At 67.2% G+C, this 23634-nt stretch carries 23 protein-coding genes and 1 tRNA gene; 9 read left to right on the forward strand and 15 right to left on the reverse strand.

Annotation, left to right across the window (positions count from 1 at the left end; genetic code table 11):
* Nucleotides 1-94: 94 nt before the first annotated feature.
* The 9 genes from CEX87_RS08955 to CEX87_RS08995 form a co-directional block, all read right to left on the reverse strand.
* On the reverse strand, nucleotides 95-1036 hold the full coding sequence (locus CEX87_RS08955; protein WP_064399577.1) for a Ppx/GppA phosphatase family protein: 942 nt from the start codon (nucleotides 1034-1036) through the stop codon (nucleotides 95-97).
* The gene (locus CEX87_RS08960; protein ID WP_064426358.1) at nucleotides 1029-1526 is read right to left on the reverse strand and encodes a DUF501 domain-containing protein; all 498 of its coding nucleotides are present in this window, start codon (nucleotides 1524-1526) and stop codon (nucleotides 1029-1031) included. Before CEX87_RS08960 ends, CEX87_RS08955 begins: the two co-directional genes overlap by 8 nt.
* Nucleotides 1519-2214: an FtsB family cell division protein gene (locus CEX87_RS08965; protein WP_094286801.1), complete on the reverse strand. Its 696-nt coding sequence runs from the start codon at nucleotides 2212-2214 to the stop codon at nucleotides 1519-1521. The genes CEX87_RS08960 and CEX87_RS08965 overlap by 8 nt, the downstream gene beginning before the upstream one ends.
* A 14-nt stretch (nucleotides 2215-2228) precedes the next feature.
* The gene (gene eno, locus CEX87_RS08970) at nucleotides 2229-3518 is read right to left on the reverse strand and encodes a phosphopyruvate hydratase (protein ID WP_064399575.1); all 1290 of its coding nucleotides are present in this window, start codon (nucleotides 3516-3518) and stop codon (nucleotides 2229-2231) included.
* Nucleotides 3519-3604: 86 nt separating this feature from the next.
* Entirely contained in the window at nucleotides 3605-4336 is a 732-nt protein-coding gene (locus CEX87_RS08975) for a lytic transglycosylase domain-containing protein (protein WP_064419064.1), read from the reverse strand.
* A 103-nt stretch (nucleotides 4337-4439) separates the two neighbouring features.
* Entirely contained in the window at nucleotides 4440-5510 is a 1071-nt protein-coding gene (locus tag CEX87_RS08980; RefSeq protein WP_064399573.1) for a nucleoside triphosphate pyrophosphohydrolase, read from the reverse strand.
* A 168-nt stretch (nucleotides 5511-5678) separates the two neighbouring features.
* Nucleotides 5679-6284, reverse strand: a complete 606-nt coding sequence (locus CEX87_RS08985) for a hypothetical protein (RefSeq protein WP_066807872.1) — start codon at nucleotides 6282-6284, stop codon at nucleotides 5679-5681.
* Between the two features lie 257 nt (nucleotides 6285-6541).
* A complete protein-coding gene (gene mfd, locus CEX87_RS08990; protein WP_094286803.1) occupies nucleotides 6542-10177 on the reverse strand; it encodes a transcription-repair coupling factor in 3636 nt (1211 codons plus the stop codon).
* A 76-nt stretch (nucleotides 10178-10253) separates the two neighbouring features.
* A complete protein-coding gene (locus tag CEX87_RS08995; protein ID WP_064350709.1) occupies nucleotides 10254-10859 on the reverse strand; it encodes a TetR/AcrR family transcriptional regulator in 606 nt (201 codons plus the stop codon).
* Nucleotides 10860-11018: 159 nt separating this feature from the next.
* Between CEX87_RS08995 and CEX87_RS09000 the strand changes: the two genes are divergently transcribed.
* The 5 genes from CEX87_RS09000 to CEX87_RS09020 all read left to right on the forward strand — a co-directional run bounded on the left by CEX87_RS09000 (nucleotide 11019) and on the right by CEX87_RS09020 (nucleotide 14769).
* Nucleotides 11019-11090 (forward strand) — tRNA-Gln (locus CEX87_RS09000).
* Nucleotides 11091-11174: 84 nt separating this feature from the next.
* A complete protein-coding gene (gene glmU / locus CEX87_RS09005; protein ID WP_094286804.1) occupies nucleotides 11175-12653 on the forward strand; it encodes a bifunctional UDP-N-acetylglucosamine diphosphorylase/glucosamine-1-phosphate N-acetyltransferase GlmU in 1479 nt (492 codons plus the stop codon).
* Nucleotides 12654-12751: 98 nt separating this feature from the next.
* Nucleotides 12752-13732 (forward strand): ribose-phosphate diphosphokinase, encoded by a 981-nt coding sequence (locus CEX87_RS09010; RefSeq protein ID WP_064399569.1) that lies wholly within the window; start codon nucleotides 12752-12754, stop codon nucleotides 13730-13732.
* A 12-nt stretch (nucleotides 13733-13744) separates the two neighbouring features.
* Nucleotides 13745-14089: an arsenate reductase (glutaredoxin) gene (gene arsC / locus CEX87_RS09015; protein ID WP_094286973.1), complete on the forward strand. Its 345-nt coding sequence runs from the start codon at nucleotides 13745-13747 to the stop codon at nucleotides 14087-14089.
* Between the two features lie 32 nt (nucleotides 14090-14121).
* Nucleotides 14122-14769, forward strand: a complete 648-nt coding sequence (locus CEX87_RS09020; RefSeq protein WP_233151319.1) for an LpqN/LpqT family lipoprotein — start codon at nucleotides 14122-14124, stop codon at nucleotides 14767-14769.
* Nucleotides 14770-14850: 81 nt separating this feature from the next.
* On the opposite strand, the gene CEX87_RS09025 is transcribed toward CEX87_RS09020, so the two are convergent.
* Complete coding sequence (locus tag CEX87_RS09025) at nucleotides 14851-15693, reverse strand: hypothetical protein (RefSeq protein WP_094286808.1); 843 nt, start codon at nucleotides 15691-15693, stop codon at nucleotides 14851-14853.
* A gap of 115 nt (nucleotides 15694-15808) precedes the next feature.
* On the opposite strand from CEX87_RS09025, the gene CEX87_RS09030 reads away from it, so the two are divergent.
* The 3 genes from CEX87_RS09030 (at nucleotide 15809) to pth (ending at nucleotide 18084) form a co-directional block, all read left to right on the forward strand.
* Nucleotides 15809-16681 carry an oxidoreductase gene (locus CEX87_RS09030; RefSeq protein WP_094286810.1) on the forward strand — a complete coding sequence of 291 codons (873 nt, stop codon included), beginning with the start codon at nucleotides 15809-15811 and terminating at the stop codon, nucleotides 16679-16681.
* Between the two features lie 140 nt (nucleotides 16682-16821).
* On the forward strand, nucleotides 16822-17499 hold the full coding sequence (locus tag CEX87_RS09035) for a 50S ribosomal protein L25/general stress protein Ctc (RefSeq protein ID WP_064399565.1): 678 nt from the start codon (nucleotides 16822-16824) through the stop codon (nucleotides 17497-17499).
* A gap of 6 nt (nucleotides 17500-17505) precedes the next feature.
* Entirely contained in the window at nucleotides 17506-18084 is a 579-nt protein-coding gene (pth, locus tag CEX87_RS09040) for an aminoacyl-tRNA hydrolase (RefSeq protein ID WP_064419056.1), read from the forward strand.
* A 2-nt stretch (nucleotides 18085-18086) separates the two neighbouring features.
* Here the strand turns inward: pth and CEX87_RS09045 are convergent, their stop codons facing one another.
* The 4 genes from CEX87_RS09045 to CEX87_RS09060 form a co-directional block, all read right to left on the reverse strand.
* Complete coding sequence (locus CEX87_RS09045; protein ID WP_416171894.1) at nucleotides 18087-18806, reverse strand: cutinase family protein; 720 nt, start codon at nucleotides 18804-18806, stop codon at nucleotides 18087-18089.
* Nucleotides 18807-18866: 60 nt separating this feature from the next.
* A complete protein-coding gene (locus CEX87_RS09050; protein WP_064426983.1) occupies nucleotides 18867-19895 on the reverse strand; it encodes an epoxyqueuosine reductase in 1029 nt (342 codons plus the stop codon).
* Nucleotides 19896-19956: 61 nt separating this feature from the next.
* Entirely contained in the window at nucleotides 19957-21117 is a 1161-nt protein-coding gene (locus CEX87_RS09055) for an Rv3169 family protein (RefSeq protein WP_233151320.1), read from the reverse strand.
* A gap of 9 nt (nucleotides 21118-21126) precedes the next feature.
* Complete coding sequence (locus CEX87_RS09060; protein WP_094286814.1) at nucleotides 21127-22059, reverse strand: metal-dependent hydrolase; 933 nt, start codon at nucleotides 22057-22059, stop codon at nucleotides 21127-21129.
* Between the two features lie 120 nt (nucleotides 22060-22179).
* On the opposite strand from CEX87_RS09060, the gene CEX87_RS09065 reads away from it, so the two are divergent.
* Nucleotides 22180-22752, forward strand: a complete 573-nt coding sequence (locus tag CEX87_RS09065; protein ID WP_233151321.1) for a TetR/AcrR family transcriptional regulator — start codon at nucleotides 22180-22182, stop codon at nucleotides 22750-22752.
* Here the strand turns inward: CEX87_RS09065 and CEX87_RS09070 are convergent.
* The gene (locus CEX87_RS09070) at nucleotides 22727-23569 is read right to left on the reverse strand and encodes an alpha/beta fold hydrolase (RefSeq protein ID WP_064426985.1); all 843 of its coding nucleotides are present in this window, start codon (nucleotides 23567-23569) and stop codon (nucleotides 22727-22729) included. The genes CEX87_RS09065 and CEX87_RS09070 overlap by 26 nt on opposite strands.
* Nucleotides 23570-23634: the final 65 nt, after the last annotated feature.

Genomic DNA, 23634 nt, shown 5'->3' on the forward strand with positions numbered 1-23634 from the left:
CTCCTGTGTAAGTGTTCCTGTATCCACAGTGGCCGCCACACAGGGTCCGCAGCTAGTGACCAAGGTCCCCGATGCGGGGGGACGAGGTCGACAGTCAGCCGGCGATCGACAGCGCGATGCCGTCGAGGATGTCGTGCTCGCTGACCGTCAGCTCCTCGATACCCGCCCGTTGTTGCAGTGCGGCAGCCAGCTCCTCGACGATGATCGCCCCGCCGCCGATGACGTCGACGCGGCCCTCATGCATCGGCCCCAGCTGCGCGCGTTGGGCTCGCGGCATCGCGATCAGCCCCTCGCACACGTTCAGCAGTTCGCCGAACCGAACACGGGACAGGTGAATCGCATCCGAGTCGTAGACGGGCATCTTCTGCGCCAGCGCCGACAGCGTCGTCATGGTGCCGGCCACTCCGACCCAGGTACGGGCCTGTTCGACGGGCACCGCCCGGAACGCCTCGTGCAGCCCTTCGCGCACCACATCACGCGCCGCGGCGATCTCCTCTGCGGTCGGCGGGTCCGAGTGCAGGCAGCGCTCGGTGAGCCGGACGCATCCGATGTCGGCCGAATAGCCTGCGGTCATCTCGTCGCTACCGAGCACCACTTCGGTCGACCCGCCGCCCAAGTCGACGACCACGAACGGCGCTGCCGCCGAGTCCAGTTCGCCAACCGCACCGTTGAACGAGAGCGCGGCCTCCTCGGCGCCGGTGATCACCTCGGCTACCGCACCGGGCACAACGGCGCCCAGCACCGCGGCCGTCATCGCGAAGAAGACGTCGCGGTTCGCGGCATCCCTGGTCGCCGAGGTCGCCACCATCCGGACGTCGTCGACGCCGTGGTGGCGCATCAGCTCGGCGTAGTCGGCCAACGCCGACTCCGTGCGCGACAGTGCCTCCGGCGCGAATTGCCCTGTGGCATCGACACCTTGACCCAATCGGACGATGCGCATCTCGCGGTGCACGTCGGCCAGCTTGCCGTCGACCTGGTCGGCGATCAGCAGGCGGATGGAGTTGGTACCGCAGTCAATCGCGCCGACCCTACTCATGGGCCCACCTTTCCGGATCGATGATGCCTTCCATCGCGGGATCGTCGGCCAGCGCCGCCAGCGCTTCGTCGCCGAACGGATTGACGCCCGGACCCTTCGCCAGCGAGTGGGCGATCAGCACGTGCAGGCACTTGACCCGGTCCGGCATGCCGCCTCCGGAGAACGTCGTCCCGAGAGGTTCGATCGCGTCGCGCTCGGCGAGATAGGACTCGTGCGCCTTGCGGTACGCCCGCGCCAGCTCGGCGTCGCCTTGCAGCCGCTCGGTCATCTCCCGCATCATGCCCGACGATTCCAGCCTGCTCGCGGCGGCGGTCAACACCGGGTGGGTGAGGTAGTACAACGTCGGAAACGGCGTGCCGTCAGGCAGTTTCGGCGCGGTCTTGACGACGCCGGGCTCACCGTTGGGACACCGGTAGGCAATCTGAAGGACGCCGCGCGGCGCGCGTCCGAGCTGGCGCTCGACGGCGCCGAGGTCTGCGGGGTCAACCACCGGGAGCGGGTGGGGGCGGAGGCGGCGGTGGGGGCGCACCGGGTGCGGTCGGTGGTGGACCGGGTGTGATCCCATGTGGCTCATCGGCGATCGTGTGCCACAGCGCGGTGTACCACGGCTGACCGCGGTTGACGGCTTCTGGTTCCTGATCGGGTGTGCCGGGCACCACCGCACCGGGAGGCAGCTGCACCTGATACGGAATCTCGCCGGGCATCACGAAACCGAGCCGTTCGCGGGCCTGCGCGGCGATGAACACCGGGTCGGCCAGCTTCACCTTCTGCTGTTCGAGCTCGGCGATCTGGGTCCGCAGTTGCTGTTCGGTCGCTTTGAGTTGCTTCATCTCCGTGCGCTGTGCGAAATAAGTGCGGACCGGCCCGGCGATCGTCAGCGTCAGCACGCACACCACCACCGCGAGGATGGCCGCGCGCCGGGCCGCGGACCCGAACCGCTGCTCGGACTGCTGCTCGGCCGATTCCGCGATGGCGCGGCGGATGACGACACCGGTTTCCTGGGATTTGGCCGGGGCATCGGTCGCTGCCTCGGTCGCGGGCCGCGAGTCGGTGGTACGCGGCTCGCGACGTGCGGCGACCCGCGGACGGCCCCTCCCCGCACCGCCTGCCTTGCCCGACTTCCCGGGTCGGGAGGTCGGTGACCGGCGCTTGGGGTCGGGCCGTTTCGCTTCGGGCACGGGCCGTTACCGGACTATCTGGCTTCCATCGCGAACCGCGGGAAGGCGAGGTCGCCGGCGTAGCGGGCGGCGTCGCCGAGGTTCTCCTCGATGCGCAGCAGCTGGTTGTACTTGGCGACGCGCTCACTGCGGGCCGGGGCGCCGGTCTTGATCTGACCGCTACCCACCGCAACCGAGAGGTCCGCGATCGTGGTGTCCTCGGTCTCGCCGCTGCGGTGGCTCATCATCGTGCGGTAGCCGCTGTTGTGGGCGAGCGCCACCGCATCGAGCGTCTCGGTGAGCGTGCCGATCTGGTTCACCTTCACCAAAAGTGCGTTGGCGGCGCCCTTTTGAATACCGTCCTCGAGTCGCTCCGGGTTGGTGACGAACAGGTCGTCGCCGACCAGCTGCACGCGATCCCCGATGGCCGACGTCAGCGCGACCCAGCCGTCCCAGTCGTCTTCGGACAGCGGGTCCTCGATCGACACCAGCGGATACGTGTCGAGCAGACCCGCGTAGAAGGTGCCCATCTGTTCGGCGGTGCGCACCTCATTCTCGAACTTGTAGCCCTGTCCGTCGGAGTAGAACTCGGTCGCGGCGACGTCGAGTGCGAGCGCTACATCCGAGCCGGCCTTGAACCCGGCTGACTCGATGGCCGACAGGATCAGGTCGAGCGCGGCCGTGGTGCCGGCCACGTCGGGCGCGAACCCGCCTTCGTCGCCGAGACCGGTCGCCAGGCCCTGCGCCTTGAGCACCGACTTGAGCGAGTGGTACACCTCGGTGCCCCAGCGCAGCGCCTCCTTGAACGACGCCGCGCCGATCGGGGCCACCATGAACTCCTGCACGTCGACGCCGGTGTCGGCGTGTGCGCCGCCGTTGAGGATGTTCATCATCGGCACCGGGAGGATGTGGGCATTGGGGCCGCCGAGGTAGCGGAACAGGTCGAGGTCGGCCGCCTGAGCCGCGGCCTTGGCCACGGCCAGCGAGGCGCCCAGGATCGCGTTGGCCCCGAGGCGTGATTTGTCGGGTGTGCCGTCGAGGTCGAGCAGCGCCTGGTCGACGAGGCGCTGGTCGTCGGCCTGCAGCCCGATGATGGCCGGCGCGATCTCGTCGAGGACGGCCTCGACCGCCTTCTCGACGCCCTTCCCGCCGTACCGTGAGCCGCCGTCGCGGAGTTCGACGGCTTCGTGCTCGCCCGTCGAGGCGCCCGACGGCACGGCGGCGCGGGCGAACGACCCGTCGCCCAGCAGAACCTCAACCTCGACCGTCGGGTTTCCCCGGGAGTCGAGGATCTCTCGGGCTCCGACCTGATCGATAGTGGGCACTGGCGTCTCCTTGGTGTCCTCGGTGTGGGGGCGAGAGTTTTCGCGTCAACCGACGAGCCTAGAGCCTTCCTGTTCGGCAGGCGTGTCTAGAGGGGGTGCCCGTTGGCGTAAGCGGTCGCCCAGTCCCGCACGGTCCGCGCGTACTGGTCGGAATGGTTGTAGGCACGCAGCGCGTTCATCCATCCGCGCGGGGTGGCCAGGTCCTTGCCGGTCCAGCACAGGTAGCCCGCTGCCGACAGCGCCGCATCGTCCATGTTGTCGGCGCTGATCTGCCCGTCGTTGTTGGCGTCGACGCCGTAGTGGCCCCACGTCTCGGGGATGAACTGCATCGGGCCCATCGCGCGGGCATGCTTCGAGTCGCCGTCATGGCTGATCGCGGAGTCGTCGAAGATCTCGAGGTTGCCGTTGGTCCCGTCGAGCCACACCCCTCGGATGGGTGGTTCAACATCGCCGTTAGCGCCGATCGCCGCGCCGCGGTACGTGCCGTGGTGGCTTTCCACCTGCCCGATCCCGGCCAGCGTCGTCCAGGCCAACTTGCAGTCCGGGTTCTCCACCTCGGCCACCCGGGCCGCATAGGCGTACGCCTCGAGCGCGGCGACCGGTATGCCCAGCTTGGGGGCGCGTTCGGCGGCCCATTCGTGAAGCTGATCGGCCGGGCGGCCCTTGGCGTAGGTGTCGATCTGAGGCACCGGGTCGCCCGGCGGCGGCGGTACGCCCTCAGGGATGGGCGTCCCGAGCTGCCACGAGCAGCTAGAAGCCAAGAGCAGCGCCGTCGCTCCTAGAACGGCGACAGCACGCAGCCAACGCACCGGCGACACCAAACTCCCTCAACCAACTTCGGTCGCTGCCCATGGTCCCACGTGTTCGGGACGTCGCGGCTCAGCGTCGGGAGCGATTCGGGTGCACAAATTCTTCACGGGGTCAGGACGCCGAATCGGCAACTTCGGCCTCAGCAGCCTCATCGGCCACCTCTGCTTCTTTGGTCTCATCGGCGTCGTCATTGGTCTCATCTGGTTCAATCGCGTCATCCTCGCCGTCTGTTTCGTCCGCGCGATCGGACGGCCAGTGCGCGCGCCACTCGTCTTCGGTCACGACGCCGAGTGGGCTGGCGTCGAGCTCCTCTGGCACATCGTCACCTCGACGGTCGACGGCGATCGCCCGCTCCGCGCGTCGCACCGTATCCATGAACTCCAAAACAGCTGAACGCAAGGTGTTTTCGGCATCGCTACCCACCGCTACCGTCACCGACGTGACCGCATGGGGGATCAGGTCCGCAGGCAGCCCAGCGGCACTCACCCGCTCGATCACCTTCTGCGCCAACGCCAAAGCGGGCTGAGCCGTCGGCACGTCGTCCATCGTGGAATGCGCCCGCTTCGCCTTCTTCTCCAGCGCCTTGCGCTCCTCCCACTGGGCGAGCTGGTCGTCCAGCGAGATCGGCTCCCCGGCCAGCACCGCGGGTACGCGGTTGCCCAGCTTGCGTACCAGCGCGTCGGCGACGTCGTCGATGCCGAACGAATTCTGTGGTGCGTCTTCGGCGATGCGGGCGTGAAAAAGGACCTGTAGCAACACGTCTCCGAGTTCGTCGCGCAGCGCGTGAGCGTCGCCGCTGTGCACGGCGTCGAACACCTCGTAGGTTTCCTCGAGCAGGTAGCGGCGCAGCGAGTCGTGCGTCTGTTCGCTCTCCCAGGGCCCGGAGGTGCGCAGTTTGTCCATCATCGCGACGGCGTCGACCAAACGTTCACCCGGCGCGGCCTCGGGCGCCGAGATCACCCTGTCTCCGGCCGCCAACCGGGCCTTGACCGCGGGGTGCTCGGGATCCGAGGACAGCAGCACCGGCGCGTCCTCGCCGTCGTATGCCGGCCGCGCCGAGGGCAACGACCAGGGCACCTTGATCGGCATCTCCTCGGTGTACTGGACGTCGCCGGCCAGCAGGGCGATCGCGTCGATCGGGATCAGGGACGGGCGTCGGGGGTCGACCAAAACGACGGTCATCGGGTTACACCCCCTCACGCGTTTTGTCCGAATCGCTGACCTCGGTTATACCAACACCTCGTCCGCCCCCGAAGCGCGCAGAACCTGGCTCCCCGCTTTCGTGCGCCCCGACCGGCGATGGCCGCCCTGCCTGGCGGCAGGACGGCCATCGTGCCCCTATCTGGTTGCTCAGGACACCGGCTCGAACGGCTCGTCCGGGAGGACCCAGTGGCCCGGCTTCTCATCGAAGAACGGGTTGACGACCCCATTCACATCCGGAAGCTTCTTCAGCTGCCCGGGCGGAATTCCGTAGAACGGGTTAGGAACCCCGTTGATGAACGGCGAGTTCTTCAGCTGCCCCGGCGGGATGTGCCCGTGCGGGAGCTTGAAGTAGTTGTCCACCTCAGGGAACTGCACCTCGGGCAGCTCCACATCGGGAGCGTTCACGCTCGGAACATCCACATCGGGCAGGTTCACCCGCGGAACATTCACATCGGGAACGTTCACACCCGGCACGTTCACATCAGGAACGTTCACACCCGGCACGTTCACATCAGGAACATTCACACCCGGCACGTTCACATCAGGAACGTTCACAGCCGGCACGTCGACATCCGGCGCGTTGACAGCCGGAATGTTCACATCGGGAACGTTCACGCTCGGAACGGGCACCGGAGGCGGCTGCGGGATGTTGATGTGCGGTTGCGCCTGTGCCAGACCTGCGCCCAGGCCAAGCGCGCCGAGTCCGAGTGCACCGGTCATCGTGGTGGTCACTGCCAGTTTCTTGAAGTCCATCGAAAACTCCTTCGCCTTGCGTCATCGCGACACGCACCGATTGCTCGGTGGCATCGTGTGATGTTCGGTTTAGGAAATTGCTTAACCACCTGTTTCAGGTGATCGACGCCCTCGGTTTGGACGACTTCCCTCGGTTTAGAAGGCAAGCAACACCTTGACCCCCCGACGGGTATGTCGGACCGGCATGACGGTGCGTTAACAGCGCTTCTGGATTCGGGCCGGGCGCGGCACTCTTGAAAACCCTCCTGACCAGGCAATCAACCAGACGAAATCGGGCTCGAAATTATGTCGACGCTGCCCTGTGGTTTCCCATCCAACGCCAAGATCAGGTCGGCGACCATCTGCACCAACTCGAGGTCGCGGATGCGCGGTGCGCCGATGCCGTTGCCGGCACGCGGGATAGGCACCTGCACCGTCGACGTGGTCGCCCGGTAACCGGCGCTCGGGTACATCCGCTTGAGCCGGAGTTGTTGCGAATCCATCAGCTGCAGCGGGGAGAGCCGAACCGTCGACTCCGACACCGAGCTGACTTCGGTGACGCCGTAGGCCTTCAACAGCAACCGCAGACGCGCGACGGCCACGAGGCGCCGCGCGGGTTCGGGTAGCGGACCGTAGCGGTCGACGAGTTCTTCGACGACGGCGTCCACCGCCTCCTGATCCGCGGCCGCCGCCAGCCTGCGATAGCCCTCCAACCGGAGCCGGTCGCTGCCGATGTAGTCCGGTGGCAGGTGCGCGTCGACGGGCAGATCGATTCGTACGTCCTTCGGTTCTTCCGGTGCGGCAACGGTTTCACCGTCCGCGGCGGCACGATAGGCCTCGACAGCTTCGCCCACCAGACGCACGTAGAGGTCGAAGCCGACACCGGCGACGTGTCCGGACTGTTCGGCGCCGAGCACGTTGCCCGCGCCGCGAATCTCCAGGTCCTTCATGGCCACTGCCATGCCCGCGCCGAGCTCGTTGTTCTGCGCGATGGTGGCCAGCCGGTCGTAAGCGGTCTCGGTGAGCGGAACCTCCGGCGGATACAGGAAATACGCGTACCCGCGTTCACGGCTACGACCGACCCGGCCCCTGAGCTGATGCAACTGGGACAGACCGAAGGTGTCGGCGCGTTCGACGATCAACGTATTGGCGTTGGAGATGTCCAGGCCTGTCTCGACGATCGTCGTGCAGACCAGAATGTCGTATTCGCGATTCCAGAAACCTTCGACTGTGCGCTCGAGCTGTTCCTCGGGCATCTGGCCGTGCGCGACGACCACGCGCGCCTCGGGCACCAGTGCCGAAACACGCGCGGCCGCTTGGTCGATGGTCCTGACCCGGTTGTGGATGTAGAACGCCTGCCCGTCGCGCAGCAGTTCGCGGCGCAGCGCGGCGGCGATCTGTTTGTCGTCGTGGGGCCCGACGTAGGTCAGCACCGGATAACGCTCCTCGGGCGGAGTGAGGATCGTCGACATCTCCCGGATACCTGCCAGGCTCATCTCCAGCGTGCGCGGGATGGGGGTGGCACTCATGGTCAGCACGTCGACGTGGGTCCGCAACGACTTGATGTGCTCTTTGTGCTCGACGCCGAAACGCTGTTCCTCGTCGACCACGATCAGGCCGAGATCCTTCCACGTCACGCCCGTCTGCAGCAGGCGGTGTGTACCGATCACGATATCGACGCTGCCGTCCTTCATGCCCTCGAGCACCGCGCGCGATTCGGCCGGGTCGGTGAACCGCGACAAGCCCTTGACGGTGACCGGGAACCCCGCCATCCGCTCGGAGAAGGTCTGCAGGTGCTGGTCGGCCAGCAGCGTCGTCGGCACCAGCACCGCGACCTGCTTACCGTCCTGCACCGCCTTGAACGCCGCCCGCACCGCGATCTCGGTCTTGCCGTAGCCGACGTCGCCGCAGATCACCCGGTCCATCGGGATCGGCTTTTCCATGTCGGCCTTGACCTCGGTGATCGCGGTCAGCTGATCGACGGTCTCGGTGAAGCCGAACGCGTCCTCCATCTCGGCCTGCCACGGGCTGTCAGGGGCGAACGCGTGGCCGGGCGAGGCCTGTCGCTTGGCGTACAAAGACACCAGTTCGGCGGCGATCTCGCGAACTGCGCGGCGTGCCTTGGTCTTTGTGTTGGTCCAGTCACTGCCGCCCAGCCGCGACAGCGTCGGCGACTCCCCGCCGACGTAGCGGGACAACTGATCAAGCGAGTCCATCGGCACGTAGAGCTTGTCGGTGCCGCCACCCCGTTTCGAGGAGGCGTATTCGAGCACCAGGTACTCGCGACGGGCGCCGCCGACGACACGCTCGGTCATCTCGACGAACCGGCCGATGCCATGTTGGTCGTGCACCACCAGGTCGCCTGCGGTCAGCGCCAGCGGGTCAACGACGTTGCGCCGCTTGGCCGCAAGCCTCTTGCCTTCGGCGGCGGTCGCGCGGTTGCCGGTGAGGTCGCTCTCGGTGATCACCACCAGCTTCGCGCCCGGCATCACGACACCGTCGTGCAGTGGGCCCTTGAGCACGCCGACGACGCCGTCCTTGAGCGAGCCACCGGGCTCCAAAAGTCCTGCCGGAACATCGGATTCGGCAAGCTGCTCGACAACGCGCTGCGCGGTGCCCGCGCCGGCCGTGACGACCGCGGCGCAACCGCCGGTCGCAACGTGGGCGCGCAGCATGGCGAAGATCTCGCCGATACTTGCTTGCGAACCGCGCGCCGACGGGGCGGGCCGGATATCCACCTCGAATCCGGCTTCGTCGGACAGCTGGCTCAACGTCCACCACGGATGTCCGCCCTCGCGGGCGGCGGCGCGCGCATCGTCGAGTTCGACGAAACCCGACGCACCCAAAGCCTCGAGGTCGATCGGGGTGTCACCGCCCACCGCCGCCGTCGACCAGGACGCCTCCAGGAACTCGCCGCCCGTCTTGATCAGATCGGCGGCCCGGGTGCGGACCTTCTCCGGATCGCAGATCAGCAGCGGCATGCCGTCGGGCAGCAGATCCGACAACGTCGACAGCGCGTCGGGACGCAACAGCGGGAGCAGGGCTTCCATCCCGTCGACCGGGATGCCCTCGGACAGCTTGGCCAGCAGGTCGGGCACGGTGCCGGGCAGCGTGTTCTCGTGAACGGGGTGCTCGCGGGCCAGTTCGACGGCGCGCTCGCGGACGTCGTCGGTCAGCAGCACCTCACGGCACGGAACGGCGATGACGGTTTCGATGTCGATCTCGGGGATCGACCGCTGATCGGCGACCGCGAACATCCGCATCTCGGACACCTCGTCGCCCCAGAACTCGATGCGGACCGGATGCTCGTAGGTTGGCGGGAACAGGTCGAGAATGCCGCCGCGCACCGCGAACTCGCCGCGCTTGCCGACCATGTCGACGCGGGTGTAGGCGAGTTCGACCAACCGGGCGATCAGACCGTCGAACTCCGCCTCGACGCCCACGCTCAAGGTCACCGGTTCCACGTCGGCCACGTCGGGCACCATCGGCTGCAGCAGCGAGCGCACGGTGGTGACCACCACTTGCAGCGGCGGGCCTAGACGCGCGTCGTCGGGATGGGTCAGCCTGCGCAGCAACATGAGCCGAGCGCCCACGGTGTCGACTCCCGGGGACAGCCGCTCGTGCGGCAGCGTCTCCCACGAGGGGAACATCGCGACGGTTTCACCGAACACGCCACGCAGTTCGGCGGTCAGATCGTCGGCCTCGCGCCCGGTGGCGGTCACGACGACCAGCGCAGAGGCGTGCGCGATCGCGGATGCGACGAAAGCGCGGGCGGCGGCCGGGCCGACGATGGCGAGATCGGCGGGCTTGTCGGCGGCGCGGCGCGAGATCTCGGCGAGGGAGGGATCTCGTAGGGCCAGTTCGACGAGCCCGGCGATCGGGGTTGGGACGGACAGGGTCCCCGATGCGGTCATGATGCTTCCATCGTAGGCACGCGCCGAAAGGCTTGCCGCGACGAGGGTTTGCGCGGATCCGCTGACGAGATCTACGTCACTCGTCGAGCAACGGCGGATCGTTCTCCAGATGCATCAGCCCGTTCCAGCACAGGTTGACCAGATGCGCTGCGACGACCTCTTTCTTGGGCTCGCGTACGTCGAGCCACCACTGCGCGGTCATCGACACCGAGCCGACCAACGCCTGGGCGTAGAGCGGCGCCATCTCCGGGTCCAGTCCGCGGCGGGAGAAGTCGCCGGCCAGGATCGAGGACACCTGGTTGACGGCCTCGTTGAGCAGCGTCGAATAGGTGCTGCCTGAGGTGATCGACGCCGGGGAGTCACGGATCAGGATGCGGAAGCCGTCGGTGCGTTCGTCGACGTAGGTCAGCAGGGCGAGCGCGACGCGTTCGATGCGCAGCCGCGAGCGGTTGTTGGTCATCCGGGTCAGCGAGGAGGTGATCCCGTCGAGCAACGCCGACATCTCGCGGTCGACGACCACCGCGTAGAGGCCCTCTTTGCCGCCGAAGTGCTCGTAGACGACGGGCTTGGAGACGTTCGCGCGCTGGGCGATCTCCTCGATCGAGGTGCCCTCGTAGCCGCGCTCGGCGAAGAGCTTGCGCGCGACCTCGATGAGCTGGTGGCGCCGCTCGGCGCCCGTCATCCGCGCCCGCGGTGCCCTGACCTCCTTGTCGGGTGCTGCCACGGTCACCAGGGTAGATGCAGATGTAGTGGTCGGGCGGCGATCAGACGGCGAGGCGCCTGCCGTCGGGAACAAACGAAGAGGGGTCCGGCGATTGGACTAGCATCACGAGTTGTCCGATCCGTCGTGGTGTAATCGGCAGCACCTCTGATTTTGGTTCAGATAGTTCAGGTTCGAGTCCTGGCGACGGAGCAATTTGGCCGCGATTGTGCGCTCACATGCGGCGTGACCGGCGTGTCGCGCATGAAACCGCACATCCGATAGGCAGGAGACCGGATGACGGCAGCCCCTGAAACCGCGGTGGTCGTGCTCGCGGCCGGCGCCGGAACCCGGATGCGATCCGACACCCCGAAGGTGCTGCACACCCTGGCGGGTCGCAGCATGCTCGCCCACGCACTGCACGCGGTGGCCAAGGCGGCGCCGCGGCACCTGGTCGTCGTGGTCGGCAAGGACCGGGACCGGGTGACGCCCGAGGTCGAGCGGCTGGCCGCCGAGCTCGGCCGCCCGATCGACACCGCGACCCAAGAGCAGCAACTCGGCACCGGACACGCCGTGCAGTGCGGTTTGGCGGCACTGGCGGCCGACTTCGCAGGCACGCTGGTCGTGACCTCGGGTGACGTGCCGCTACTCGACGCCGACACGCTGGCCGACCTGATCGGCACGCACAACAGCCGGGCGACGGCGGCGACCGTGTTGACCACCACGCTGCCCGACCCGACGGGTTACGGCCGCATCCTGCGCACCCAGGACGGCGAAGTGATGGGCATCGTCGAACAGGCCGACGCCACGCCCGAGCAGCGGGCCATCACCGAGGTCAACGCCGGGGTGTACGCGTTCGACGCCGCCGCGCTGCGGTCGGCGCTGCGCCGCTTGAGCTCGGACAACGCCCAGCAGGAGCAATACCTGACCGACGTCGTCTCGATCGTGCGGTCCGACGGTCTGGTCGTACGGGCCAAGCACGTCGACGACTCGATGCTGGTGGCGGGGGTCAACGACCGCGTGCAGCTGGCCGAACTCGGCGCGGAGCTGAACCGGCGCATCGTCGCCACCCACCAGCGGGCCGGGGTCACGGTGGTCGATCCCGCCACGACGTGGATCGACGTCGACGTGACCATCGGCCGCGACACCGTGGTCAAGCCGGGCACCCAGCTGCTCGGCGACACCCGCATCGGCGGGCGGTGTGAGGTCGGGCCCGACACCACGTTGGCCGACGTCACGCTCGGTGAGGACGCGACCGTATGCCGCACGCACGCCACCTCGTCGGTCATCGGGGACGGCGCGACGGTCGGGCCGTTCACCTACCTGCGGCCGGGCACCGTGCTGGGCGCCGACGGCAAGCTCGGCGCGTTCGTCGAGACCAAGAACACGACGATCGGCACCGGCACCAAGGTGCCGCATCTGACGTACGTCGGCGACGCCGACATCGGCGAGCACAGCAATATCGGGGCGTCGAGCGTCTTCGTCAACTACGACGGCGAGACCAAGAGCCGCACCACGATCGGCTCGCACGTCCGCACGGGGTCGGACACGATGTTCGTCGCCCCGGTCACCGTCGGCGACGGCGCCTACACCGGGGCGGGCACCGTCGTGCGTGACGACGTGCCGCCGGGTGCGCTGGCCGTGTCCGCCGGCCCGCAGCGCAACATCGAGGGTTGGGTGACGCGCAAGCGGCCGGGGTCGGCGGCGGCGCGGGCCGCGGAGCAGGCATCGGCCGGCGAGGGCGGGCAGGCTGCGGACGAGGTCGAATCCGGGTGAGCGGCCCCGGCCGTTCACGATCTGGCCACCCGGGCACGGCCGGCGCGTCAAGCTACGTAGGATTAGCCGGTATCGATCCCCGACCTTGAGGGCGCAGTGTGGGCACCGAGTGGACCGACAATCGCAAAAACTTGATGCTGTTCTCGGGTCGGGCGCACCCCGAACTCGCTGAACAGGTCGCCAAGGAACTCGACGTACCCGTGACGGCGCAGACCGCTCGGGACTTCGCCAACGGCGAGATCTTCGTCCGGTTCGACGAATCCGTTCGCGGTTGCGACGCCTTCGTGCTGCAGAGCCATCCGGCGCCACTGAACCAGCACCTGATGGAACAGCTGATCATGATCGACGCGCTCAAGCGCGGCAGCGCCAAGCGGATCACCGCGATCCTTCCGTTCTATCCGTATGCACGGCAGGACAAGAAGCACCGCGGGCGCGAACCGATCTCGGCACGGTTGGTCGCCGACCTGCTCAAGACCGCGGGTGCCGACCGGATCGTCACCGTCGATCTGCACACTGACCAGATCCAGGGCTTCTTCGACGGACCGGTCGACCACATGCGGGCGCAGAAGCTGCTCACCGGGTACATCGCCGAGCATTACTCCCACCACGACATGGTGGTCGTCTCCCCCGACTCCGGCCGGGTTCGCGTCGCCGAGAAGTGGGCGGACTCCCTCGGAGGCGTCCCGCTGGCGTTCATCCACAAGACGCGCGACCCACTCAAACCCAACGAGGTGGTGTCCAACCGCGTCGTCGGCGACGTGCGGGGCAAGACCTGTGTGCTGACCGACGACATGATCGACACCGGCGGCACCATCGCCGGCGCGGTCAAGCTGCTCAAGGCCGACGGCGCCGGCGACGTGATCATCGCGGCGACACACGGCGTGCTGTCGGATCCGGCCCGCGAGCGGCTGGCCGATTCGGGCGCCTGCGAGGTGATCGTCACCAACACGCTGCCCATCGGCGAGGACAAGCACTTCGCGCAGTTGACCGTGCTCTCGATCGCCCCGTTGCTGGCGAACACGATCCGCGCGGTGTTCGACAACGGCTCGGTGACAAGCCTTTTCGACGGGTCGGCATAAATGTCGGCTCCGATGTGCAGCGCGACGATCTACCACAATCCCAAGTGCTCGACCTCGCGCAAGACGTTGGACTTGTTGCGCGAGAACGGGATCGAGCCTGAGATCGTGCAGTACCTGAAGACGCCGCCGACCCGCGCCGAGCTGGAGAAGATGATCTCCGACGCCGGCATCGACGTGCGCACCGCCGTGCGTAAACGCGAATCCCTCTACGGCGAACTGGGTTTGGCGGACGCCTCTGACGACGAGCTCCTCGACGCGATGGCCGCCAACCCGATCCTGATCGAGCGACCGTTCGTTGTCACGCCGAAGGGCACCCGGTTGGCCCGGCCGATCGACGCGGTACGCGAGATTCTGTGAGCCGTCGAGGCTTTCGAGTTCTTGCCGCTGCGGTGGCGGTTGTCGGTGCGATCGCCGCGGTGTCCGGCTGCGGCACCGAACCGCCCAACTATCAGTCGGTGTGGTCGACCTCGTCGTCGCCGCCGTCGACCACCGCCAACCCCGACGACAAGCCGGTGCCCGTCGCGGCGTTCCTGGAACAGGCCGGGGTGACCGGCCAGCCCGTGTTCCCCGAGAAGCTCACCGATCTGACCGTCTCGTTTCCGACGCCTGCCGGGTGGGAGCCGTACTTCAACACCAACTTCGCGCCGGGAACCAGGGTGATCGCCAAGGGTGAGACTTACCCGATCGCGATGCTGGTGGTGATGAAGTTGACCGGCGATTTCGATCCGCGCGAGGCGATCAAGCACGGCTACGTCGATGCCGAGATGTCGCAGAACTTCAAGCGCCTCAACGCGTCCATGGACGACTTCAAGGGTTTCCCGTCGGCGATGATCGAGGGCAGCTACGACCTCAACGGCACCCGGATGCACAGCTACAACCGCATCGTCATCGCGACCGGCGCACCGCCCGCCAAGCAGCGCTATCTCGTCCAGTTCACGGTGACGAGTTTCGCCCAGAAGGCCGCCGAAGAGGCCCCCGACATCGAGAAGATCATCGGCGGCTTCAACGTCGCGGTTCCCAAGCCGCCGCCGAAGTAGCCCCAGTTTTTGCGCGAAATGGCATTCCAGCAGGAAAAGTGCGAGTAGCGGCCTGCGGGAATGCAATTTCGGGGATTGGGATCAGGGTCGCCAGCCGCGGGACACCAGCGCGTCCCACGCCCTTCTGACCAAGTACTGCGGATGGTCTTCCTTTATCGCTCTGAGCACGATCCAGCCGAGCCGTTCGATCTGCGGTATCACTCGCAGGTCCTTGACGTACTGAGCGCGCGACGTGCGGTGCTGATCGCCGTCGTACTCGGCGACCACCCCGAAATCCTCCCAGCCCATGTCGACTGTCCGAAGTAGGTTCCCGAACTCGTCGACGATGGGGATCTGGGTGCTCGGCTTGGGAAGTCCGGCGTCGATGAACAGCAGCCGAAGCCAGGTCTCGCGGGGTGACGCGGCACCGCCGTCGACCAGCGGTAGCAACTCCTTGAGCCGTTTGACACCCCGGGCGCCCTGATACCGCTTGGCCAGGAGCAACACGTCCTCCATCGAGAATGGCTGCGCGCGCATGAGGGCGTCGAGCCGCGCGATTGCCTGTCCACGAGGCAGGTGCCGGCCGAGGTCGAAGGCGGTACGCGCGGGAGTCGCGAGGAATAGCCCTTGCCAGACGAACTCGTCGCCCGTTATGCGTTCATTGCGGGTGATGATGCCTTTCGGGGGCCTGGCACAGTCGTAGACCAATTCGATCGCGGTGTCGTCGACCCACTCCGCGCCGTGAAGTGCTGAGGCCGCGACGCCGGTGACGATTCCGCCGCGTTTGGACCACAACCATGCTGCGAAGGTGCGATCTTCAACCGTTAGTTGCCGCCCCCGCCGAGCATGGACATCCGGATACACCGGCCGGTACCACCGGGCCAGTTCATGTCGAGTGACGATGCCGTTGGCGACTGCTTCCGACCCGATGAATATCTCCCCCATGGCCAGATTGTGCTGACCAGCCCCGACAATGCCGCGAAATTGCATTCCAGCAGCGAAAGTGCGAGTGGAGACCTGCTGGAATGCCATTTCGCGGTACGTCACTAGGGTGGTCGGCATGAGCGACTGGACCGCCGCGGATCTGCCCTCCTTCTCCGGACGCACCGTCATCGTCACCGGCGCCAACAGCGGCATCGGCTTGATCACGGCGCGCGAACTGGCCGGAGCAGGCGCCAAGGTCATCCTCGCCGTGCGCAACACCGCCAAGGGTGACGAGGCCGCGGCGACGATCACCGGGGACGTCGAGGTCCGCAAGCTGGACCTGCAGGACCTGGCGTCCGTGCGCGCGTTCGCCGACGGTGTGGACGCCGTCGACGTGCTGGTCAACAACGCCGGCATCATGGCCGTCCCGTACGCGTTGACCGTCGACGGCTTCGAGAGCCAGATCGGCACCAACCATCTCGGCCACTTCGCCCTGACCAACCTGCTGCTGCCCAAGATCAGCGACCGGGTCGTGACGGTGTCGTCGATCATGCACATCTTCGGCCGGATCAACCTCAAAGACCTCAACTGGAAGGCCCGGCCGTACCTGGCGTGGCCGGCGTATGGGCAGTCCAAGCTCGCGAACCTGCTGTTCACGAAGGACCTGCAGCGTCGACTCGACGAGGTGGGCTCGCCGATCCGGGCGATCGCCGCACACCCGGGCTACTCCGCCACCAACCTGCAGGGCCAGACGGGCAACCCGATCGGGACCCGCTTCTGGCTCGCCGCCAACCGGATCTTCGCCACCGAGCCCGACTTCGGTGCCCGCCAGACCCTGTACGCGGTGGCCGAGGACCTGCCGGGCGACACGTTCGTCGGCCCGCGCTTCGGCAGCCGCGGTCCCACCGGGCCGACGGGCTTCCGCAGCCCGCTGGCTCGCGACGGCCGGATGGCGACGGCACTGTGGGAGCTCTCCGAGCAGCTCACCGACACCGCGTTCCCGCTCTGATTTGGGGCGCAGCACCGTTTCCGGCTACCCTGGCCGGTGATCACGGCGAGGGTGGCCGCGCCAGCGGAGGCCACCGTTATCGACGCGAACCTTGTGGTTGAGCCCCGCCGTGCTGAGCACACGACAGGAGCACCCACATCATGGCGAAGAACGCCCCCAACAACCTGACCGCGGCGGTCCGCACCGAGACCGGCAAGGGCGCATCGCGCCGCGCCCGCCGCAACGGCAAGGTGCCCGCGGTCCTCTACGGTCACGGCACCGATCCGCAGCACCTCGAACTCGACGGCCGTGACTTCGCGGCCGTGCTTCGCAACTCGGGCACCAACGCGGTGCTCACCCTCGATATCAACGGCAAGGAGCAGCTCGCGCTGACCAGGGCTCTCGACATCCACCCGATCCGCCGCACCATCACGCACGCCGATCTGCTCGTCGTGCGCCGTGGCGAGAAGGTCGTCGTCGAGATCAACGTCGTCATCGAGGGTGACGCGGTGCCCGGGACCCTGGTCACCCAGGAGACCAACACGATCGAGGTCGAAGCCGACGTGCAGTCGATTCCGGAGAACGTCGTCGTCTCGGTTGAAGGCGTCGAGGCGGGGACGCAGTTCACGGCCGGCTCACTCGAGCTGCCGTCGGGTGTCACGCTGGTGACCGACCCCGACTCGCTCGTGGTCAACGTCGTCGTCGCGCCGACGGCCGAGGAGCTCGAGGCCGAGGGCGGCGGTGAGACGCCGGAGGAGGCGGAAGCCGACGTCGCCGAGGTCGCCGACGAGGGCGAGGGCGACTCCGCCGAGGCGGCTCCCGCCGAAGAATCCGAGTAGTCCGGCATGGCCGAACCACTACTCGTGGTCGGCCTGGGCAACCCGGGACCGCAATACGCCACGACGCGGCACAACCTCGGGTTCCTCGTCGCCGACATCCTCGCCGATCGCATCGGCTCGGGATTCAAGGTGCACAAGAAGTCCGGCGCCGAGGTGGTCACCGGCCGCCTCGCCGGACGCTCGGTGGTGCTGGCCAAACCGCGTACCTACATGAACGAGTCGGGTCGGCAGGTCGGACCGCTGGCCAAGTTCTACTCGGTGCCACCGGCCGACATCGTGGTGATCCACGACGAGCTCGACATCGACTTCGGCCGGATCCGGCTGAAGTTCGGTGGCGGTGTGGCCGGGCACAACGGGCTACGGTCGGTCGCTTCGTCGTTGGGTAGCAACGACTTTCAGCGCGTCCGGATCGGTATCGGTAGGCCGCCCGGCCGCACCGAAGGCGCGAAGTTCGTGTTGAGCACCTTCACCTCCGCGGAGTGGAAGGACGTCCCGACGATCTGTGAGCAGGCCGCTGACGCCACCGAGATCCTGGTGGCACACGGCGTGGAGCCGGCGCAGAACATCGTGCACGCCTGGGGCTGACGTCAGCCTCCGGTGTGGCCGGACAGCGTGGTGATCGGCGCGGCGGCACCGAGGCGGTCGGCGGTGAACTGCGCCGCCTGCGCAGTGAGCCCCGACTCGACGTAGCGGCTGTGCGCCGCGACGTCGTTTCCGTTGGAGCACACCGGATCCGCGCCGTTGCACAGGTCGATGGTCTTGGCCCCGTACGCCGGGCTCAGCGCGGTGAGCGGACCGCCGAGCAGGCGGACGGAGGGATTGCCGAACACCGCGACCGCGGCGACGCGGTCGGCGACCGTGGCGGGCATGGGCTGGGTGAAGCCGAGTGTCGGCGTGTTCGCCAGGGCGATGGCGTCGATGACGGCGGCACCCTGTGAGTACCCACCAAGCACGATCCTGGTGTCCGGGCAGGCGGTGGCGATGTTCTGGACGAACAGGCTGGCGTCGTTGGCGCCCTCGGCGGCGCGCAGGAAGTCCCGTGTCGCGGGATAGTTGACCGCGTAGACGGCGACGGACTTGTCGCTCACGAGCGGTCGCAACGTGTCGACGAATGCCTGGCCGACGCGGCCGACGCCCGCCGGTTCCCCGGTGCCGCGAGCGAACACCACTTGCACATCGGGACACTCCCCGGTGGGCGCCGCAGCGGCCGGTGCTGCCGACATCACGAGCGGAGCACCCAGTGCCGCACCCGAGATGAATACTGCCGCAACCATGATCATCAGCCGACGCAGCGGCAGTCTCGTCATCATGCATGGCCAAACGCCCAGTCGACGACGATGTATTCCGCGCGCGGTCGGCGGCCTGCGTCACACCCCCCGGATGCCGCTGCCGACGACCTTCACGTGTTTGTGGGGGAACCGGCGTTCGGCGTGCTCTTTGGCCGCGGAGTCGGGCAGCACGTAGAGCGTTTCCTTCTTCTCCTGCAGCGGCCGCAACACCAGGTCCATGAACCCCTTGCGGTCATCGAGATACGGTTCGATGACATCCTCGCCCGCCGGGCACACCGCCAGGCAGTATGCGGCCTTGTAGTTGGCCTTGAACGACAGGCTCTGCCACATCGACGCGTTCTCCGAATCGCTCACGCGGGAGCGGAAATCGGCGCCGTCCTCGCTGTCGGCGACGGTCTGCACCCAGTCGGTGAAACCGCCCATGAACTCGCGATAGTTGTGTACCGAGCAGGCGAGGAAGTCGAAATCACCGTCTTTCTTGATCGCGCCGACCGGGCATGCCGCGACGCACAGCTTGCACTCCAGGCACGGTGAATAGTCCAGCGGCTCACCGTAACTCGAAACAGGCGCAGCGAGAAGAATTGTGCCGAGCAGGATGAAGTTCCCGAACTTCGGATGGATGACGTTGCGATGGATGCCCATCACGCCCAAGCCCGCCGCCACGGCGATGGGCTTGTGCGCGACCACCCAGATGCGGCCGGGGTACCGGTCCATCTCCATCGGGAACGACATCGACGGATTGACCGCCCGGTATCCCGCGTCCTGAAGCACCCGCGTGATGCGGTGGGCGGCCTCGTTCATGATCTCGCCACTGCGGTGGAACTCCTGGTTGGCCACACTGCGGGCCGCCGAGCGGACGTTGTCGCGGTTCATCCGCACCACGAGCGCGATGTAGCTGCGCACGCCGGGCAGGGCCGCGTCGGCGTGCTCACGCTCAGCGGCCAGGTCCGGGTTGTCGACGCTGACGAATGCGACGTCGTCGACCCCGGCGTCCAGGCATACCCGGCGGAGCCAGTCGGCATCGACGATGCCCGGGTTCGTCGCCTTTCGCGAGCGCACCTTGCGCACGGTGGGGTGGTCGTCCAGTCGGCCGGCGTTGTGCACCATGCTAAGTATAGTACACAATACTCAGATGGGCGCGCCCAGAGGCGTCACGCTCGTTTCTGGTTCAGAGGAACGAGTTCTCGGCGGTGAGCCCTCGCTCCGGGAACTCCCCCAGCGCAAACGTCTCGGCGTTGCCGAGCCCGGAACCGCCACCCACCGGATCTTCCACGCGGACCAGCAGATCCCGCAGCTGATGCAGCTTGCGCGCGTTCTCCGCGGTGTCGCAGTCGGTCACGTGGTAGCCCTCCACGCGCAGATCGCCCACCCACTGGCCGTAGACCCAGTCGTTCCAGCCGTAGTAGCCGGCCGTGCCGAGGTGAAAGCCCGTCGGTCCGGCCGCGGTGATCGTCAGCGGTCGCCGCGATCCGTCGGAGTCGATCAACGTGACGGTGCCGTGGGTCAGTCGCCGGTTCTCGTCGTTGAAGTGCAGATCCTGTTCCACCGAGACAAACCGGTGCGATGTGCCGTCGTCGTTCTGTTGCTCTGCCTGGCAACGTATTTCGAGAAAACCGTCGCCACGCTCCTCCTGATACATCACGAACAGCGAGTACGCCGATCCGTCGGGGCGCGTCAGCGTCATCGGCAGCCAGGTCATGAACATCTGCTTGATCTTGCGCCCACCACGAGGCAGGCCGGGGATGGGTTTACCGACCCCGGGTCGCAGGCCCCAAGAATGGTCGCGCACCGATATCCACTCGTCGGGCCGAATCTCGGTGCGACGACCTTCGACCTCGACCCAGCCGGACGCCACGCCGATCTGGTGGTAGCGCAACACATTATGGGAGACGCGGTAGCCGTCCGGGCTGCGGTCGGGCCACGGATCCTCCAGCGCCGCATCGAAGCTGCCCTGCATGACGACGTCGAAGGAGATCGGCGCGTGTTCGGACGGCTCGAGGCTCACCTGAATCGACCGCAGCGGCTCGAGCACGCGATAGCGGATCGGCCCGACGGCGGTCGAGGAGGGATCGGCCGACAGGCGGCGCCCGCCGCGCACGGTCCACTGCTCGGTGCCGCGGCACACCCCGGCCGCACCGTCGAACACGCCGCGGTTGGTGTACTTACCGACGCCGAGCACGACCTGCAGCGAGTTGTCCCGTGCATGCGCGAGCGTCCAGATCTTCTCCGTCCACGACGGATCCGATTGGCTGACCGTTGCGAACGTGTCGACGATCTGGTGGGTGAGCGACTCGTCTTCGGGCACCAGACCGCCGTAGTTCGTCGTCAACAATCGATGTCACCTTCCCGTGGTGGACGACGACCGGGCGAACGTCGTCATATCTGCGCCGTCGTCGTAGGCGCGCATCCAGGTCTGCGCCCACGCGGGCAGCGGCTGATCGGCCGGATCGTGGTACGGCGTCTGCGAAAGCGCCAGCCGCCACACCATTTTCGCCAGGTCGGCGGTCGGCACCGGTTGGAAGATCGTGGGTGCTCCCCGGCCGTCGCGTCGGCGGCGCAGGATGGGCAGGCGGTGTTTGAGTTCACCGGTCAGAAAGTCACCCGACAACAACTCGCGGGTGGAGACGCCGCGATCCTCCATCGGGACGACCTCGTCGAACACCGTCGCGATCGCGTCGGCGATGGCGGCGACATGGCTGAACGTCCTCTTGATGTGCTTGACGCGGGACCACGGGTGGGGGTTGACGTGATTGCACAGGATCAGCCCCGAACTGCGGTGCTCGATCTCCTCGACGAAGTGCCACATCATCAGCGAGGCGACCCGGACATCGCCCCCGCCGAACAGCGAATCTCGGTGGTCCAGAATCACTTTGAACAGCGGGGTGAACGTGGCTTCGAGGTTGGCGACGTAGGCGAGGTGGAAGGCGACCGGCTCGTTCCTCAGCAGCTCGTCGTAGGCCGCGCAGGCGTCGGCGTAGCACTGCTCGAGGTCGGGGTAGCGGTCGATCAGCGCGAGCATGTGCTTGCGATGCGCGGCGGCATGCTGGGCTTCCTGCTTGAGGAACCCCTCGGCTTCCTCCGCGACGCCGGGACTTTCGGCCAACCGGTCAGCGGCCATCCGCACCGCGCTGACGATGTAGCGCTCGAAGGGCACCGCGATGAACGTGAACGCATTGCAGAACAGTCCGAAATTCGGGTTGGCCGGCTGCCACATGAACGGCACTGAGGCGTCGAACTCCCATCCGATCTTGCGGACGACGAGGTCGGTCACCGTTGCTCTCCTCCGCACCGGACGTGGCACTGCGCATCCGGTAACTCACCCGTCAATGGGGTGCTCGGGCTTGATGTAGCGCTAGTGTGACATTTGACCCTGCAGATGTAAAGGTTGATCGTGGCCCACACCGAGGATTCCGAGCAGTCGACGCGGCGGCGCATCCTCGCGGCCACTTTCGTCGTGCTGGCTCGTGACGGTCGGCGGAAGCTGCAGCTGTCCGATGTCGCCGCCCAAGCGGGCGTCTCCCGCCCGACGCTGTACCGCCACTTCGGTTCCAAGGAGGGTTTGCTCGAGGCGTTCGGCCTCTACGAACAGGACAATTTCGATGCGGGAATCGCGAACGCGATGGCGGGCCTCGTGGACAGCGACCGCCTCGATGCGGCGTTGCGCTTCATCGTCGAGTTCCAGAGCACCTACTCCCTCGGATCGCTCGCCGATACCGAACCCGATCACGTGCTCCATCAAATGAGGCGGGTGCTGCCGATCATGCACGAGCGGATCGCACGGATCATCCCCGGCGACAACAAGGACGTCGCCGCGGCGGCCGTGGTGCGCATCGCGGTGTGCCACTACCTGCTCGGAGGAGCCAGCCCCGAGAACTTCCTCGCCGAACTGCGCCACGCCGCAGGTCTCGACGCCGCGCGCAACGGCCGTTCCGCATCGCTCAGCCCGCGTCCAGCCAGTCGCTGATCTTGGCCGCGATCAGCTCGGGCTGTTCGAGGTGCAGGAAGTGTCCGACCCCGTCGATGACTTCGTGCGACGACCCAGCGGTCGGCAGGTACTCGTCCAGTTTCCCGAGCAGCTCGGCGCCTATCGCCCCGTCGTTGCGGCCATGCAGATAGAGCGTCGGGACCGGGGGCGGCACGGCCGTCGCCGCGGTCTCGTCGGCGACTTCGGGATCGCCGAACTCCGGATTGAACGATGCGCGGTACGGCCCGACGACGTCGGCGACGTTCTCGGCGGTGACGTGCCTGCGCAGTTCGGCGATGTCTTCGGCGCAGTCGTATCCCGGTGACCAGTCCGCCCACAGGGACTCCCAGAATCCCGGCGCGAGCACCGCCGCCTCGGCCAACCCGACCTGCTGGATGAACCAGATGTAGAACGACCGTTTGAGCTGCCGATAGGTGAACAGGCCGGTCGCCAGCACACCGATCGGCGGTACGGCGAGCGCCACGAAACGCCCGAACACCGGGGCGGGGCCCGCGACCACGCCGTAACCCGCGTGCGCACCCCAGTCGTGACCGATCAGCACCGCGCGGTCATCGGCTCCCCTCGCGTGGGCGACCCGGCGTACGTGGCGCACGTACGTGCCCACGCTGACCGGGTGCCCGATCGGTGCGTCGTATCCGGGGAGCCACGGTGCGATGACGCGATAGCCGTGGCCGGCCAGATGCGGTCCCAGGTGGCGCCACGTGAACGGGGTGTCGGGGAAGCCGTGGACCAGGACAGCCAGTGGCCGGTCGTGGTCGGAGATGTCGCCGAAGGTGAGCGCCTGCGGTCGGGTCACTTCGCGAGCGTATTACATATGGACCATCGGATGTAACAGGGTTCTTCTTTACATCTCACCGGCAG

The sequence above is a fragment of the Mycobacterium lehmannii genome (assembly GCF_002245535.1).
Lineage (GTDB): Bacteria > Actinomycetota > Actinomycetes > Mycobacteriales > Mycobacteriaceae > Mycobacterium > Mycobacterium lehmannii.

Bases quoted from the DNA above. Each gene is read 5' to 3' on its own strand.
- CEX87_RS08955 (WP_064399577.1), bottom strand. From the start codon at position 1,036: ATGAGTAGGGTCGGCGCGATTGACTGCGGTACCAACTCCATCCGCCTG.
- CEX87_RS08980 (WP_064399573.1), bottom strand. From the start codon at position 5,510: ATGACCGTCGTTTTGGTCGACCCCCGACGCCCGTCCCTGATCCCGATC.
- CEX87_RS08985 (WP_066807872.1), bottom strand. From the start codon at position 6,284: ATGGACTTCAAGAAACTGGCAGTGACCACCACGATGACCGGTGCACTC.
- mfd (WP_094286803.1), bottom strand. From the start codon at position 10,177: ATGACCGCATCGGGGACCCTGTCCGTCCCAACCCCGATCGCCGGGCTC.
- CEX87_RS08995 (WP_064350709.1), bottom strand. From the start codon at position 10,859: ATGACGGGCGCCGAGCGGCGCCACCAGCTCATCGAGGTCGCGCGCAAG.
- glmU (WP_094286804.1), top strand. From the start codon at position 11,175: ATGACGGCAGCCCCTGAAACCGCGGTGGTCGTGCTCGCGGCCGGCGCC.
- arsC (WP_094286973.1), top strand. From the start codon at position 13,745: ATGTGCAGCGCGACGATCTACCACAATCCCAAGTGCTCGACCTCGCGC.
- CEX87_RS09025 (WP_094286808.1), bottom strand. From the start codon at position 15,693: ATGGGGGAGATATTCATCGGGTCGGAAGCAGTCGCCAACGGCATCGTC.
- CEX87_RS09030 (WP_094286810.1), top strand. From the start codon at position 15,809: ATGAGCGACTGGACCGCCGCGGATCTGCCCTCCTTCTCCGGACGCACC.
- CEX87_RS09035 (WP_064399565.1), top strand. From the start codon at position 16,822: ATGGCGAAGAACGCCCCCAACAACCTGACCGCGGCGGTCCGCACCGAG.
- pth (WP_064419056.1), top strand. From the start codon at position 17,506: ATGGCCGAACCACTACTCGTGGTCGGCCTGGGCAACCCGGGACCGCAA.
- CEX87_RS09045 (WP_416171894.1), bottom strand. From the start codon at position 18,806: ATGACGAGACTGCCGCTGCGTCGGCTGATGATCATGGTTGCGGCAGTA.
- CEX87_RS09050 (WP_064426983.1), bottom strand. From the start codon at position 19,895: ATGGTGCACAACGCCGGCCGACTGGACGACCACCCCACCGTGCGCAAG.